Raw genomic sequence first — 15,302 nt, forward strand, 5'->3', positions numbered from 1 at the left:
AAGGTGCCAGCAACAACCTGAGGCCAGATTAAATAGCAACAGGCGCCTTGATATGAGGATGGCACTGGTAATCCACCAGCTCAAAGTCATCAAAGCTAAAAGAAAAGATATCTTTCACTTCAGGGTTAATCTTCATGGTCGGTTTGGCGAACGGTTCACGCCCAAGCTGTTCGTCTACTTGCTGTAAGTGGTTCAAGTACAAGTGCGCATCGCCAAAGGTATGGACAAAGTCGCCTAATTCTAAATCGCATACTTGCGCTATCATCATGGTCAGTAATGCATAGCTGGCAATATTAAACGGCACACCTAAGAAAATATCTGCACTACGTTGGTATAGCTGACAACTCAGCTTGCCATCAAGCACATAGAATTGGAATAGCGTGTGACACGGCGGCAGTGCTTGCTTGCCCTTAGCAGCATTTTCGCTAGGGCTAAACTGAGTGTCTGGCAACAATGCTGGATTCCAGGCACTGACAATTAATCGTCGTGAATCTGGATTAGTTTTAATTTGCTCGACCACGTCCTTAATCTGGTCAATCACTTCACCATTAGGACCTTCCCAGCTGCGCCATTGTTTGCCATACACTGGGCCCAGCTCACCTTCTGCCGTGGCCCAACCATCCCAAATGCGCACGCCATTATCGTTAAGATAACCAATATTGGTATCGCCCTTAAGGAACCACAACAACTCGTGGATAATCGAGCGCAAATGACACTTCTTGGTGGTCACCAAGGGAAACCCTTCTTGCAAATTAAAGCGCATTTGATAGCCGAATACACTAAGGGTGCCGGTACCGGTCCGGTCTTCTTTTTTGGTGCCATGCTCTTTCACATGGCGCACTAAATCTAAATATTGCTTCATAGTATTAGCTTGGTTGTTGTGAGCCGTGTTTCTCTGTGCTGTTGTTATGCTGGTATGCCCAATACATCAGCCCAGCACCCACGATAATCATCGGCAAGGATAAAATTTGCCCCATGGAAATAAAGTCTGCAAACAGGCCTAAATGAGCGTCAGGTTCACGGAAGTACTCAATGGCAAAACGGAATACCCCGTAACCGAGTAAAAACAATCCGGCGACACTGCCTGCTGGGCGTGGTTTGCGTATAAACCACTGCAAAATAAGAAACAGCACGAGGCCTTCAAAAAATGCCTCGTATAATTGTGAAGGGTGTCTTGGCTCAGGCCCGCCAGTAGGAAATACCATCGCCCAGGGCACATCAGATGCGCGCCCCCAAAGCTCGCCATTGATAAAGTTACCAATGCGCCCGGCCAGCAACCCCAGCGGCACCAAAGGCACCACAAAGTCGCCCACCGCTAAGATAGACTTACCTTTGGCTTTAGCGAACCACACAATGGCGGCAATCACGCCAAGGGTACCACCGTGAAAAGACATTCCGCCTTGGTCGATACGCAGTAAATACAATGGGTTTTCGAGGAAATAGCTAAACTGATAAAACAGCACATAGCCCACACGTCCGCCGAGGATCACACCGAGCATGCCGTAAAACAGCAGATCGCTTACTTGCTCTTTACTCCACCCTGAACTAGGTTTTGCTGCTTGTCGGTTTGCTAGCCACAGAGCGAAAGCAAAGCCAATTAAATACATTAAGCCATACCAACGTACAGCCACCGGACCCACTTCAAAAATAATGGGGTCGATTTGCGGAAACTCTAAAGCCATAAATTCCAATGCCTAACTAAACACCATTCGCAAGGCGATCACCACCAATAGCACGGCGAAGATTTTCTTAATTTGCGATACTGGTAAAAAATGCGTTGCTCGCGCGCCAAAAGGAGCAGTGAACCAGGAGGTGACAACAATCCCCGCTAAAGCAGGTAAATACACAAAGCCCAAGAAGCCATCGCTTAAACTCTTCACTTGCCACCCGGAGGCAATGTAACCCAAGCAGCCAAACAGCGCAATGGCTATGCCACTGACAGCGGCGCAGCCAATGGCCTTTTTCATATCCACAGAAAAATAATTTAAAAGCGGCACCACAAGCGCGCCGCCGCCGATACCGATTAACCCGGATATGGCCCCAAGTACCGAGGTACTAGCAGCAACCATAGGACCTTTAGGCATGGCCCGAGTCTTCATTACTCTGCGCGTAGAGACAATCATACGCATCGCAATGAACATCACACAGACAGCAAATATGGTTTTCAATCCCTGTTGAGGTATATAACTTGCCATAAAGCCGCTTATCAGGGCGCCCAGTGAAACGCCTACAAGCACCCAAGGTGCAACTTGCCAGGGGACATTTTGGTTACGATGATGCGCCAAAGCAGAAGAGGTGGAGGTGAATAAAATCGAAGCCAAGGAGGTAGCAATGGCAATCACTAACACGTGCTCAACATCCGTGACATGAAAGTGCACCAATAACGCCGAAAGCGCCGGGACAATAAGTAAGCCGCCTCCTATTCCCAGTAATCCAGCTAAAAAGCCTACTACGCTGCCAAGCACTGTGCATAGCAAAAATAGCCATATCAGGTCAGCCATACCGCCCTTCTTATAAACTTTTCTTATAGCGCTAATATATCAGGTTATAAAGGCAATTTCACGACCACTTATTGATCACTCTTTTTGCGTATAAAGAAGCGCGCCAAGGTGGTTTTCGAGCATAAATTCACGCACCAAGCGGTGCACTTTCTTTGCACTGGAAGCAGCCAAACATTGATGCAATAACACCTCACAAGCAGCCAAACCGACACGGCGGATCACCCACTTCACTTTGTGTAACGAGCTGAAGTTCATACTTAGGCTGTCAAACCCCATAGCAATAAGGAGCACCGCGCCTTCGGGCTCACCGGCAAGTTCACCACATAGGCTAAACGGAAAGTTGGCGTTTTGGCATTGCTGGGCAATACCGTTTAAAGCTCGTAAAACTGCAGGATGATAAGGATCAAAAAGCCCAGCCACTCTGGAATTAGCTCTATCCACAGCTAACAGATACTGAGTTAAATCGTTGCTGCCCACCGAACAAAAATCAACTTTGGCCGCCAACTCCTTGAGTAAATACATGCTCGAGGGCACCTCAATCATCACTCCCACTAGCGGCTTATCAATATAGCTGAATTGATCCGGTGCATCTTGTTGCAACTCATAATAAGCGCGTTCCATCAGCGCAGACGCGTCATCAACCTCCCCGATATCACTTATCATCGGCAACATAATACGTAGATTACCCAAGCCAGTATTGGCCTTGATCATGGCTTTCAGTTGATCGAGGAAAAGCTCCGGATGATCCAAACTTACGCGAATACCGCGCCACCCTAAGAACGGATTTTCCTCGTTAATATCGAAATAATCCAGTGCTTTATCGCCGCCAATATCCAATGTACGCATAGTAACTGGCGCAGGGTGGTAGCTGCTGAGTACTTGGCGATACCACACCTCTTGCTCATGCTGAGACGGAAACGTTCCCTTTTGCATAAACCATGACTCGGTGCGGTACAGCCCAACACCATCGCAATATCGGGCGCTATTGAGCTCACTGCCTAAATCCAAGCCAGCGTTAAGCAACAAGTCGATGCTCTTCCCGTCTGCGGTTTTTGCCTCGAGATGGTGCTCAGACTCAAACTGGTCATGTAATTTAGCGTCGTGATGCTGTACTTGCGCGTACTCTTGCTTAAGAGCCTCGCTAGGACATAAGTAGACGCGCCCCGCATAAGCATCAACAATCAATTCCTTTTGGTCAAACTGCAATAGAGGAATATCATTGATGCCCCACACGGTGGGAATGTTCATCGCCTTGGTAAGAATAGAGGCGTGGGAGTTCGCCGCACCATGGACGCTGACCACCCCTTTGAGTTTTTCTTTGGGGACCTGAGCTAGCATAGCTGGGGTTAACGTGTGCGCCACCAAAATTGTATCGTCTGGATACACCTTGGTGGCCTTCTCGGTATTTAGTAGGTGGTGCAGAACCCGTAAACCAATGTCTTTAACATCAACGGCGCGCTCCTTTATATAAGGGTCTTGCATGGCATTAAATTGCTGCACTAGACGCTCAATAACCCGCTTCAAGGCACTTTTGGCGCACCAACCGTCGGCTATTTCTAATTCAACATCGCGTCCTAGGCTCTTCGCATCAAGAAGCTGTAAATACACTTCAAAAACGGCCACAGCCTCATCGGGAAGGTGCCCTTGCATCGACGCTGCCAGGGTGCTGAATTCTTTGTGGGTGGCGGCTACCGCCTGGAAAAATAGCTGCTTTTGTTTGAGTTTGTTAGGCTCTTTGCGCATTTCAACCGACGAAAAGTCAACCTTAGGCAACACCACATAGGCCTGCCCTAAAGCGATACCCGGCGAGCCGGATATGCCTTTAAGAGTTGTGGAGCGCTGGCTTTGCCCATCTTGGTTGAGCAAGGTTTGCAGTTGTGCGTCGGCCAACTGAGGCGCTAGCTGAGCAGAAAGAGTAATTAAAAATGACTCTTCATCTTCACTGAATACCCGCGCAGCTTGCTGCTGCACGACAATAACACCGAGCACGCGGCGTTGATGCACAATAGGTACAGAGAGAAAGGCATTGTACTGATCTTCTTGCACTAAATCGGAGGTGACAAAGCGCGGGTGTGATTTGGCATAAGCCAAATTAATAGGTTCTTCACGCTGCGCCACTAAGCCCACCAAGCCTTCAGTAAAACCGACTCGAAACTGACCCACAGCACCAGGATTGAGGCCATCGGTGGCCATTAAGACGAAGTTATCCTTACTGTAATCAGCGAAGTAAATTGAGCAACACTCGGTGCGCATCGCTTTTTTTACTTGCGATACAAATACCACCAATGCGCTTTCCAAACTCGGTTGCTGAGCAACTTGCTCGACGATGGTGCGCATGGTGGCTAACATGGTGTTCTCCTATCGGCGTTGGCGCCACTGCCCTTGCGGCTGTGACTCCTTGCGATTAAAAGGCATAGCAACCGGCGCAAACTCTTTCATTACCCGGCGGTATACGTCGCGTTTAAAGGCCACGACCTGACGTACAGGATACCAATAACTCACCCAACGCCAGTCATCAAACTCAGGGTGGTGAGTTTTAAGTAAATCCACGTCTTCATCTTTGCACTTTAATTTTAGCAAGAACCATTTTTGTTTTTGGCCAATACACACAGGTGTGGAATCTCTGCGGATCAACCGCTTCGGTAACTTATAACGCAACCAATGTCTAGAACTTGCCAGTATCTCTACATCTTCAGGGAGTAAGCCAACCTCCTCGTGTAATTCACGATACATGGTTTGCTCGGGCGTTTCCCCATCGTCTACGCCACCTTGCGGGAATTGCCAAGAATGCTGTCCGTAACGACGAGCCCAAAAGACTTGGCCTTGGTTATTACAAATTACGATTCCGACATTGGCACGAAAACCTTCGGCATCAATCACCTTAGTGCCTCATTTGTAAGTCGATTTTTATCGATTGTTCCATAATCCCTAAAGCACAGCAAATATTATTCGCACTAAACACCAACTTACTCACAAGCTGTGCATAACTTTTAAAAAACAAGGGTAAAAATAGAACAAATCCACAATTGACGATCATAAAAAGGTGTTTCTCCACAGATTCTGTGGATAAATATGTTTATAGGACTGTATTTTGTGGATTAAAACAACAGTATATTATTAAAGCCCGAGAGGCTTTATGGAAAATATCTTTATTTTTCATAATGTTATTTTTTGACGAGAACTTATAAAGCGATGTTATTTTAATCACTGAAAACATGTTCAAAATAACACCAACTAAGGCACTTACTAGCAATACTTAGCCGAGATAGTAAGGTGACACATTCTCCACTACGCAAGAGTTTGCTAACATAGCGATTGAAATACTCTAGAGACAAAGACATGAACGCACCGCCACAAACCCTTAGTCAACTGCAACAACGGGTCGATGCTATAGCAGGTAAAACGCTGGGACAATTGGCAGGTGAGCTTGGCTTTAAAACACCGCAAGACTTGCTGCGTGAAAAAGGCTGGGTTGGTCAGCTTATTGAACTTGCGTTAGGAGCCAGTGCTGGCTCACTGCCCGAACCCGACTTTGTGTCATTAGGTGTCGAACTGAAAACGCTGCCCATCTCGCAAAAAGGTTTGCCACTGGAGACGACCTTTGTCAGTGTCGCCCCCTTAACCAATCTACAAGGGCTGACCTTTGAACAAAGCACAGTGTACAAGAAGCTTAATCACGTACTGTGGCTGCCAATACTGGCCGAACGTGATATCGCAGTAATCGACAGAGTCATTGGCAGTGGCTTTTTGTGGCGTCCCAATGAGCAACAGTTTGCACAGCTTAAACGTGATTGGGAGGAGCTCACCGAGCTGATTGCATTGGGGAAAATAGAAACGCTCAACGGCCATTATGGCGAAGTATTGCAACTGCGTCCTAAAGCGGCAAACAGCCAAGCGTTAACTGACGCCATTGGCCCACAAGGAAAAACAATTCAAACTCTGCCCCGTGGCTTTTACCTTAAAACCCATTTTACGAGACAGATTCTAGCCAACCATTTCGCCTTATAAGCCCGGTCTGTGGAGGTCTGACTAGCGCCGCTTTGGGTATCAATCATAGTCCTTTATCACTGCCTGCCCTTGTGGATGCCAATGCAAGTGTTCGTAGGGCTTTTGCGCTATGGCTGCCAATCGACTACCTAAATCACCAACATGCGCTTCTAACTTATGACCATCAGGGTCTAGAAAATACAAAGAGTTTCCTTCACTGCTATTTTCCTGCCAAAAACACACATCAGCGGCGGTTAATCGCTGTTGCAATTCACAAAAACGGCTTGGCTCCACCGTTAGAGCAACATGGGAGTAATCTTGCGCTGGTTGGGGTCGGCCAACATTAAGGCATAGCCACAGTTCTTGGTTTTGCAGGTATGCACCTTGACGCCAACGCACTAACGGAGTGAAACATAGCAGCTCGGAGTAAAACTGTAACGAGCGCCGCAAATCATGCACCGTCAAAGTAAGGTGATTGATGCCTAACAACATCAGCTTTAGTACTTAAGCAACACTTTCGCACAGAGCTCGCTGAAATGCTGGTGCAAATAATGGCGCGCTAAGGTGCTCTCTTTCTCTGCAATGACAATATGCAGTAGCACCATAGCTATCACTGCACTGGCGAGCGCAGCCTCAGTGCCAATCAACACACCAAGTATCACCGAGGGTAATAGCGCCAAGACAATTAACAACCAGCGTATCGCCCATTTTACCGGGTGCACTGCCCGAAACTCTTTATAGGCCTGTTCCACTACCTGACTACGCTCATCGGTATTAAGCGTGTCTAATTCTGGACATCCGAGAAAATAAAGTACTGTCACCCTGCCCTCCTTGAGCGTTACCAATGCAGATACAGCGACTGTTCCGATTTAGACTCATAGTGACACAACAATGAAAGGTAAACAATATTAACAATAGGTTAATTTAACTATTAAAAACAATTAATAACACTTACTTTACTGGCAACTGAAAAGTAATTCCCTTATAACATGAAGGTGGCCCCAAAAGAGGGCTAACGGACTATTAAGGAGATAATAATGAAATTAGGATTGCTTTTGGCAGGATGTGCAGTGGTGCTATTAAGTGGTTGCGCTGGCCAAGCTAATGAAGGACAAACCGCTAATAATGACGGCCTGATATGTGAGTTAAAAAGGCCGACTGGCTCGAACATACCCAAGCGCGTCTGTATGACTGCTGAAGAAAAAGCAGCACAAGAAAAAGCAGGTCAAGATTACGTAAAGCGTGAGCTCAATCGCGGTACAACCAACAGCCTTCAATAACCTTCGTATTAGTGGTGCTATTTAACCACAAGCCCAGCTTTTAAGTGCTTGGTAATACCAGAAATAAAAAAACCGCAGCTGAGCTGCGGTTTTTTTGTTCAACAACTGGTTATTGACCTTTGATTTCCGAGCGGCCTTTATATACCGCTTTATCGCCAAGTTGCTGCTCAATACGTAGCAACTGGTTGTACTTAGCGACACGGTCAGAGCGACACAATGAACCCGTCTTAATTTGACCGGCTGCTGTACCTACTGCCAAATCAGCGATGGTGGCGTCTTCAGTTTCACCACTGCGGTGTGAAATAACCGCTGTGAAGCCCGCATCTTGCGCCATTTTGATCGCATCCAAGGTTTCAGACAGAGAACCAATTTGGTTAAACTTGATAAGAATCGAGTTACCAATGCTTTCATCAATACCGCGCTTTAAGATTTTCGTGTTTGTTACGAATAAATCATCGCCGACCAATTGCACCTTATCGCCAATTTTGTCAGTTAGAATTTTCCAACCGTCCCAGTCACTCTCATCCAAGCCATCTTCAATAGAGATGATTGGATAGCGCGCCGCCAAGTCAGCCAAGAAGTCAGCAAACCCAGCAGAATCAAACTCTTTACCTTCACCTTTAAGGTCATATTTACCATCGTGGTAAAACTCTGACGCAGCACAATCAAGCGCCAAGGTCACGTCTTTGTTGAGCTCATAACCGGCAGCTTTAACCGCTTCAGCGATCACTTCCAGAGCTTCTTCGTTCGACTTCAGATCAGGGGCAAAACCACCTTCATCACCCACCGCCGTATTTAAGCCGCGAGCACTGAGTACTTTCTTCAAGCTATGGAAAATTTCCGCGCCCATGCGCAGCGCTTCACGGAAGCTAGATGCGCCTACTGGCTGAACCATAAACTCTTGAATATCAACATTGTTATCAGCGTGTTCACCACCGTTAAGAATGTTCATCATTGGCACAGGCATAGAGTAGTTACCTGAGGTGCCATTGATATCAGCGATATGTTCGAACAGCTCTACGCCCTTTTCTTGAGCTGCTGCTTTAGCATTCGCTAAAGACACAGCCAAAATCGCGTTTGCACCTAGTTTTTCTTTGTTTTCAGTGCCATCTAGCTCTAACATCACCGCATCTATAGCGCGTTGTTCAAGGGCATTTTGACCTTTTAATGCGGTGGCAATTTCGTTGTTTACGTAACCGACTGCGGTTAGCACACCTTTGCCTAGGTAACGTGCTTTGTCGCCGTCGCGCAGCTCCAATGCTTCTCGCGTACCGGTTGATGCACCTGATGGAGCACAGGCACGACCCCATGCACCACTGGCTAGGTGAACCTCAGCTTCAACAGTTGGGTTACCTCGTGAGTCCATCACTTCACGGCCGATCACTTTAACAATTTCTGACATCTTGCTTGATTCCTCTTGTCCCAAGTGTAAAACGAGAAAGCCGTGCATGAGCACGGCTTTATCTGACAATTACGAAGATTGTTTCTGGAAGCTGTTTGCTGCTGCCACGAAACCTTCAAATAGTGGGTGACCATCGCGTGGTGTTGAGGTGAATTCCGGGTGGAATTGCGCCGCAATAAACCATGGATGATCTTCATTTTCGATGATTTCCACCAGCTTTTTATCTTCGGAGAGACCGGTGAATTTCAGACCCGCTTGCTCAAGTTGTTCAACATAATTGTTGTTTACTTCGTAGCGGTGGCGGTGACGCTCAACCACTTGGTCACTGCCGTACACCTCGCGTACTTTTGAACCCTCTTTAAGGTGACATAACTGCGCGCCTAAACGCATAGTGCCGCCTAAATCAGAGTCTGCATCACGCATTTCAACATTACCGTCTTTATCCAGCCACTCGGTGATAAGGCCAACCACCGGATGCGCAGAGCCGGCATCAAATTCAGTTGAGTTCGCCCCTTCTAGGCCAGCAACGTTGCGTGCGTATTCAATCAGTGCGACTTGCATCCCCAAACAAATACCTAGGTAAGGTACCTTGTTTTCACGAGCATACTGCGCTGTGCGAATTTTGCCTTCAATACCTCGGCCGCCAAAGCCACCCGGTACGAGGATAGCGTCTAAGCCGTGCAGTAATTCAACGCCTTTGCTCTCAATATCCTGGGAGTCAACATACTGGATATTAACAGTTAAGCGATTCTTCAAACCGGCATGTTTAAGGGCTTCATTCACCGATTTATAAGCATCAGGAAGCTCAATATACTTACCGACCATACCTATGGTCACTTCCCCAATTGGGTTCGACTCTTGATACAGTACTTGTTCCCACTCAGACAGATCCGCTTCTGGGCAATCTAAGTAAAAACGGCGACAAATAATATTGTCTAAATCTTGCGACTTTAATAACGCCGGAATTTTGTAAATGCTGTCGACGTCTTGCAGTGAGATAACCGCTTTTTCTTCAACATTGGTGAATAGTGCTATTTTAGCGCGCTCGTTGGCCGGCAATTTACACGCCGAACGGCATACCAGCACATCAGGCTGAATACCGATGGAACGAAGCTCTTTCACCGAGTGCTGCGTAGGCTTGGTTTTCACTTCTCCTGCAGGGCCTAAGAAAGGCACTAGCGTTAAGTGCATGAACAGCGCATTTTCACGTCCAAGCTCGGTACCAAGCTGACGGATTGCTTCTAGGAAAGGTTGTGATTCAATATCACCAACCGTGCCGCCAATTTCCACGATGGCCACATCATGCCCTTCGGCACCTTCAATTACGCGGCGTTTAATATCATTGGTGATATGTGGAATAACCTGAATGGTGGCGCCTAGGTACTCACCACGGCGCTCACGGCGCAACACATCTTCGTATACGCGTCCTTGAGTGAAGTTGTTGCGGCTGGTCATTTTGGTGCGGATAAAGCGCTCGTAGTGACCTAGGTCAAGGTCTGTTTCAGCCCCGTCTTCGGTAACAAACACTTCACCGTGTTGGATCGGGCTCATAGTGCCCGGGTCAACGTTGATATAAGGATCCAGCTTTAAGATGGTCACCTTTAAGCCACGTGCTTCTAAAATTGCGGCCAAAGACGCTGCGGCAATACCTTTACCCAACGAGGAAACCACCCCGCCCGTAACGAAGATAAATTTTGTACTCATGCGAACCCTAAGATATCAGGAAATGGATTAAATAGAATCAAGACGGGGCGATAGTATAGCAAAGCCACCTGCGCCAATCCAGTTTAAATTGGCCTACGGGTGCGGCCTTACTCTTGTGATTTGACCTTTTGCCACGCTGCTTCCATTTGCGCTAATGAGGCGTCCTTGAGGCTGTGCTGCTGCTCATTGATGTGTACTTCCACTTGGTTGAATCGCTTAGTGAATTTGCGATTGGCTTGGCGCAGTAACTGCTCAGGGTCACGACCAAGATGGCGAGCGACATTAACGGTGGCAAACAGCAAATCACCAATTTCTTCAGCACTGTGATCGCTGTGTGGGTCAATGTTGATGGCCTCACGCACTTCCTCGACCTCTTCATTCACCTTATCCAAAGCGCCGCTAATGCAGGGCCAATCAAAGCCCACACTGGCGACCCGCTTTTGAATTTTGTGAGCCGCACTGAGCGCTGGAAGATTGCTAGGAATATCGTCTAGAAGCTGCTTTTGCCCTTGCGCTTGGCGCTGCTGATGCTTGCGCTGCTCCCAATTTCCGGGCTCGGCTTCATCGGCAAAAATATGACCATGACGCTGCTTGAGCTTACGATTTAAACCACTGACGATGTCTTGAAAATCAAACAGCTGCTGTTCTTTTCCCAGTTGCGCATAAAAAATCACCTGAAATAACAGGTCGCCAAGCTCGGCTTTAAGGGCAGTAAAATCACCACGCTCTATGGTGTCGGCGACCTCATAGGCTTCCTCAAGAGTGTGCGGCACTATGGTGTGAAAATCTTGCCCCAAATCCCATTCGCAACCCGACTCAGGACAGCGCAGCTTGGCCATAATCGCCAATAGTTCATCAACAGAGCCCATTAGCTAGCTCCAACTCGGTTGGCATCGTACACGCCATCAATTTGCAGTAACTTCGTTAGCAGTCGATTGGTGCTGCTTAGGTCTGAGACCGCGATCTTCATCGAAAATATCGCCAGTTGCTTCTCATCAATAGTATTCACATTCATGCTCATCACATTGACCTTCTCATTGGCGAGCACCGCGCTGATATCGCGAATTAACCCTTGGCGATCGTTGGCCTCGACCTTAATTGACAGAGCAAAGTCTTGGCTGGTTTTTTGCGACCAACTGACCTCCACAATGCGCTCGGGGTGACGCTCTTGTAGCTGCGCAAATTGCTCACAATCACTGCGATGCACCGCGATGCCTCGACCCTGAGTAATATAGCCACAAATGCTATCGCCTGGCACCGGCTCACAGCAACCTGCCATATGGCTCATCAGCGAGCCAACACCGTCAACCACGATGCCATTTTTATCGCCTTTGTGATTACCTCGGTGCGGCTTAAACTTGATTTGTGGTTCGCTTTCACCTTTGTTTTGCACAAAGTTAAGCAGCTGATTTAGACGCACATCACCGGCACCGATAGCGACCAAGAGGTCATCAAGAGCTGAGAAATTAAAACGTTTAATCGCCGGCTCAAGATCTTTGTATTGAATGTCGAGCTTTTGCAGCTCGCCATCGAGAATATCCTTACCAGCTTGTAAGTTTTTGTCTCGATCTAGCTGCTTAAACCAGTGATGGATCTTTGAACGTGCTCGTGAGGAGCGGATATACCCCAAGCTAGGGTTAAGCCAATCACGGCTCGGATTGGGCTCTTTTTGGGTAAGAATTTCGACCTGATCACCAGTTTGTAACTGGTAGGTGAAAGGCACAATTTTGCCAAATACCTTAGCGCCAACACAACGATGACCAACGTTGGAGTGAATGTAATAGGCAAAATCCAAGGGGGTTGCCCCATGGGGTAAATCAAAAATATCGCCGCGCGGGGTGAACACGTACACCCGGTCTTCGACCACCTGGTTTTTCAACTCGTCCGCTAGGTCGGTGCCATCCACAACTTCTTCTTGCCACTGCAGAATCTTCTGCAACCAATTAATTTTTTGCTCGTAACCCGAGTCCCGACCAGGCAGTGCACCTTCTTTATACATCCAATGTGCCGCCACACCTAGCTCCGCATCCTCATGCATTTGCTGGGTACGGATCTGAATTTCTACGGTTTTTCCTTCCGGCCCGAAGACCACGGTATGAATGGATTGATAGCCGTTCGGTTTGGGTGTGGCAACATAGTCGTCAAACTCTTTGGGTAAATGACGCCAACTGGTATGTACTATACCTAAGGCACCGTAACAATCTTGAATTTCATCGACGATGATGCGCATGGCACGAATGTCGAATAACTGATCAAACTCGTAGTTCTTTTTGCTCATTTTCTTAAAAATACTGAAAATGTGCTTCGGGCGGCCATATACCTGCGCCTGAATTCCCGCTTGGGTAAGCTTGTCCTCTACCTGCTTGACCATATCGCGCATATACGCTTCACGGTCTAAGCGTTTTTCTTCTAGTAACTTAGCAATGCGTTTGTAGGTTTGTGGATGCAAGTAGCGAAAAGCTAAATCTTCCAGCTCCCACTTTAACTGACCAATACCAAGACGGTTTGCAAGTGGGGCAAAGATATTTGCGGTTTCTTTGGCGGCAATTACGCGCTCTTCTTCTTCGGCATTTTTCACTTCACGCAAATAGCAAACCTGCTGCGCGAGTTTAATCACCACCGCGCGAACATCTTCCACCATTGCCAACAGCATACGGCGAATTTTATCCACCTGCACTTGGCCGCTGCCAGCATGAGCCAAGGTGCTGATGGTCGCCATTTGCTCCACCCCTTTGAGTAACAGACCCACGTCTTTGTTGAAGGTGTTGCGAGTGTCTTCAATATCAATACAACCAGCAAGGAAATAGGGCGTTAGGTAGGCCGTCGCCAATGAATTGGCGTCCAGGTTTAACTGCGCCAAAATTTCTACCATCTCTAAGGCAAGACGGTCATGCTCGGCGCACTGGCGCTCACCACAATAGTCGGCGGCCGCTTTCACTAACGCATGCTTGTCATCGCTCAGAGCTAGTTGATTTAGCGCCGTATCAAAGCTCTCTATCTGTGCTGTACGGTGTGATTGTCTGGTTGCCACCATGGCCGCAACTACCCCCGTTCGAATAAGGCCATTGTTTCAATATGCCCGGTATGCGGAAACATATTCATTGTCCCAAGCTTAGTTAGCTGGTGTCCGCTGGCGAGTATAATTTTACTGTCTCTAGCCAGAGTAACGGGATCGCACGACACGTACAAGATACGTTTAAACTGATTGCACGGTAATTGCGCAAGCACCGCTTCAGCCCCAGTGCGAGATGGATCGAGGATCAGCACATCAAGCTCACTGGAAAACCACTGTGCTTGCGCTAATGGCTGCGTGAGGTCGCTGCAATGAAAATCACAGTTATCAATGCCATTATGCTGAGCATTATCGCGCGCATGGGAGACGGCCGATTCAACTCCTTCGACACCCGTAACATGCTGTGCTTGCATGGCCGCTAACAACGAGAAATTACCCACCCCGCAAAACAAATCTAATACCCGCTCATGCGCCGCTAAATTAAGCCATGACATGGCTTGCGTGAGCATTTTGTCGTTGACCTCGGCATTGACTTGAATGAAATTTTGCAAACCAAAGCCAAGGCGGAGCTGACTACTTTCCAGCTCATAGTAAGTGCTAAGCAAGCCCTGCTGCGCTTCACTTTGCCAAACAAGTTGCCAATTGTGCTGTTGCGCTTGCGCGTTTATATCTTCACGCAGTGTTTGCGCTATTGCCTTAGTGTGGCGTACAACAATGAAATTATGCTCTTTGGCACTCACCAACTGTAAATGGGTAATACAGCGCAAAGCACGATGCGCACCAATAACATCACGAAAGAAGTCAAAGACACCCATAAACCCTGCATCAAGCACCGGGCAAGCAACAATATTAGTGATCTGTTTTGACCCCTGCTGGCGAAAGCCGACTTTGATGGTATCTTGCTTATTATCACAATATACACTGACCCGGGCACTACGACGATAATGCCAAGGTGAGCTATCAATGGGACTCTGCCATGGCAATGAACTGAGCCCAGTGAACTTATGAAATAACGCCGCTAACGCTTTTTGTTTTTCAGCCAACTGTGCACTTGCCTCGAGGTGCTGCAAGTTACAACCACCACAGTGCTGGTAGTGTTGGCACTTTGGCTCCACTCGTTCAGCACTGGGGCTTAATACTTTCACACAGCGTGCTTCAGCGTAATTCTTTTTATCGCTGAGTATTTCTGCTTTGACTTGCTCCGAGCCGAGCGCCCCGGCAACAAAGATCACTTTACCTTTATCTTTGGCGACACCGCGACCATGGTGGTCGAGTCCAGATATCGACAAGGTACGAAAGCGCTGACTGACTGATTTTTTTGTGGGCTTAAAGAACTTCGCCATTGACTACCCTAATTAACATTGCGAAAGGCCTGTGAAAGCTATAACCTAAACCTATCACAGACAAAAAATATG

The 15,302-nt window shown here is 47.7% G+C and carries 14 protein-coding genes; 2 read left to right on the forward strand and 12 right to left on the reverse strand.

From position 1 onward, the window contains the following. Positions 1-28: 28 nt before the first annotated feature. The 5 genes from MHM93_RS11990 to rppH form a co-directional block, all read right to left on the reverse strand. Entirely contained in the window at positions 29-862 is an 834-nt protein-coding gene (locus MHM93_RS11990; RefSeq protein WP_239449275.1) for a thymidylate synthase, read from the reverse strand. A 4-nt stretch (positions 863-866) separates the two neighbouring features. Continuing rightward, positions 867-1,682 (reverse strand): prolipoprotein diacylglyceryl transferase, encoded by an 816-nt coding sequence (lgt, locus tag MHM93_RS11995; protein WP_239449276.1) that lies wholly within the window; start codon positions 1,680-1,682, stop codon positions 867-869. 12 nt (positions 1,683-1,694) lie between these two features. Continuing rightward, on the reverse strand, positions 1,695-2,501 hold the full coding sequence (locus MHM93_RS12000) for a sulfite exporter TauE/SafE family protein (protein ID WP_045978564.1): 807 nt from the start codon (positions 2,499-2,501) through the stop codon (positions 1,695-1,697). Between the two features lie 75 nt (positions 2,502-2,576). Further along, entirely contained in the window at positions 2,577-4,850 is a 2,274-nt protein-coding gene (ptsP, locus tag MHM93_RS12005; protein ID WP_239449277.1) for a phosphoenolpyruvate--protein phosphotransferase, read from the reverse strand. Positions 4,851-4,859: 9 nt separating this feature from the next. Beyond that, positions 4,860-5,381: an RNA pyrophosphohydrolase gene (rppH, locus tag MHM93_RS12010; protein WP_022944084.1), complete on the reverse strand. Its 522-nt coding sequence runs from the start codon at positions 5,379-5,381 to the stop codon at positions 4,860-4,862. A gap of 459 nt (positions 5,382-5,840) precedes the next feature. On the opposite strand from rppH, the gene mutH reads away from it, so the two are divergent. Beyond that, complete coding sequence (mutH, locus tag MHM93_RS12015) at positions 5,841-6,509, forward strand: DNA mismatch repair endonuclease MutH (RefSeq protein WP_045978562.1); 669 nt, start codon at positions 5,841-5,843, stop codon at positions 6,507-6,509. Positions 6,510-6,548: 39 nt separating this feature from the next. Here the strand turns inward: mutH and MHM93_RS12020 are convergent, their stop codons facing one another. Both MHM93_RS12020 and MHM93_RS12025 read right to left on the reverse strand, forming a co-directional pair. Further along, the gene (locus tag MHM93_RS12020) at positions 6,549-6,980 is read right to left on the reverse strand and encodes a fosfomycin resistance glutathione transferase (RefSeq protein WP_239449278.1); all 432 of its coding nucleotides are present in this window, start codon (positions 6,978-6,980) and stop codon (positions 6,549-6,551) included. A gap of 5 nt (positions 6,981-6,985) precedes the next feature. Next, complete coding sequence (locus MHM93_RS12025) at positions 6,986-7,309, reverse strand: hypothetical protein (RefSeq protein WP_022944087.1); 324 nt, start codon at positions 7,307-7,309, stop codon at positions 6,986-6,988. 216 nt (positions 7,310-7,525) lie between these two features. Between MHM93_RS12025 and MHM93_RS12030 the strand changes: the two genes are divergently transcribed. After that, complete coding sequence (locus tag MHM93_RS12030; protein ID WP_022944088.1) at positions 7,526-7,768, forward strand: hypothetical protein; 243 nt, start codon at positions 7,526-7,528, stop codon at positions 7,766-7,768. A 109-nt stretch (positions 7,769-7,877) separates the two neighbouring features. On the opposite strand, the gene eno is transcribed toward MHM93_RS12030, so the two are convergent. The 5 genes from eno to rlmD form a co-directional block, all read right to left on the reverse strand. Then, positions 7,878-9,170, reverse strand: coding sequence for a phosphopyruvate hydratase (gene eno, locus MHM93_RS12035; RefSeq protein WP_045978620.1), 1,293 nt, complete (start codon positions 9,168-9,170; stop codon positions 7,878-7,880). 69 nt (positions 9,171-9,239) lie between these two features. Beyond that, positions 9,240-10,874, reverse strand: a complete 1,635-nt coding sequence (locus MHM93_RS12040; RefSeq protein ID WP_022944090.1) for a CTP synthase — start codon at positions 10,872-10,874, stop codon at positions 9,240-9,242. A gap of 107 nt (positions 10,875-10,981) precedes the next feature. Beyond that, positions 10,982-11,743: a nucleoside triphosphate pyrophosphohydrolase gene (gene mazG, locus MHM93_RS12045; protein ID WP_239449279.1), complete on the reverse strand. Its 762-nt coding sequence runs from the start codon at positions 11,741-11,743 to the stop codon at positions 10,982-10,984. Continuing rightward, a complete protein-coding gene (gene relA / locus MHM93_RS12050) occupies positions 11,743-13,908 on the reverse strand; it encodes a GTP diphosphokinase (RefSeq protein WP_239449280.1) in 2,166 nt (721 codons plus the stop codon). The genes mazG and relA overlap by 1 nt, the downstream gene beginning before the upstream one ends. A gap of 8 nt (positions 13,909-13,916) precedes the next feature. Next, positions 13,917-15,230, reverse strand: coding sequence for a 23S rRNA (uracil(1939)-C(5))-methyltransferase RlmD (gene rlmD, locus MHM93_RS12055; RefSeq protein WP_239449281.1), 1,314 nt, complete (start codon positions 15,228-15,230; stop codon positions 13,917-13,919). Between the last annotated feature and the right edge of the window lie 72 nt (positions 15,231-15,302).

The sequence above is a fragment of the Pseudoalteromonas sp. MM17-2 genome, from assembly GCF_022347945.1.
GTDB classification, from domain to species: Bacteria; Pseudomonadota; Gammaproteobacteria; order Enterobacterales; family Alteromonadaceae; genus Pseudoalteromonas; species Pseudoalteromonas ruthenica.

Coding starts and splice junctions, on each gene's coding strand:
- MHM93_RS12020 (WP_239449278.1), bottom strand. CDS start 6,980: ATGTTGTTAGGCATCAATCACCTTACTTTGACGGTGCATGATTTGCGG.
- eno (WP_045978620.1), bottom strand. CDS start 9,170: ATGTCAGAAATTGTTAAAGTGATCGGCCGTGAAGTGATGGACTCACGA.
- relA (WP_239449280.1), bottom strand. CDS start 13,908: ATGGTGGCAACCAGACAATCACACCGTACAGCACAGATAGAGAGCTTT.
- mazG (WP_239449279.1), bottom strand. CDS start 11,743: ATGGGCTCTGTTGATGAACTATTGGCGATTATGGCCAAGCTGCGCTGT.
- MHM93_RS12030 (WP_022944088.1), top strand. CDS start 7,526: ATGAAATTAGGATTGCTTTTGGCAGGATGTGCAGTGGTGCTATTAAGT.
- mutH (WP_045978562.1), top strand. CDS start 5,841: ATGAACGCACCGCCACAAACCCTTAGTCAACTGCAACAACGGGTCGAT.
- ptsP (WP_239449277.1), bottom strand. CDS start 4,850: ATGTTAGCCACCATGCGCACCATCGTCGAGCAAGTTGCTCAGCAACCG.
- MHM93_RS11990 (WP_239449275.1), bottom strand. CDS start 862: ATGAAGCAATATTTAGATTTAGTGCGCCATGTGAAAGAGCATGGCACC.
- MHM93_RS12040 (WP_022944090.1), bottom strand. CDS start 10,874: ATGAGTACAAAATTTATCTTCGTTACGGGCGGGGTGGTTTCCTCGTTG.
- lgt (WP_239449276.1), bottom strand. CDS start 1,682: ATGGCTTTAGAGTTTCCGCAAATCGACCCCATTATTTTTGAAGTGGGT.
- rlmD (WP_239449281.1), bottom strand. CDS start 15,230: ATGGCGAAGTTCTTTAAGCCCACAAAAAAATCAGTCAGTCAGCGCTTT.
- MHM93_RS12000 (WP_045978564.1), bottom strand. CDS start 2,501: ATGGCTGACCTGATATGGCTATTTTTGCTATGCACAGTGCTTGGCAGC.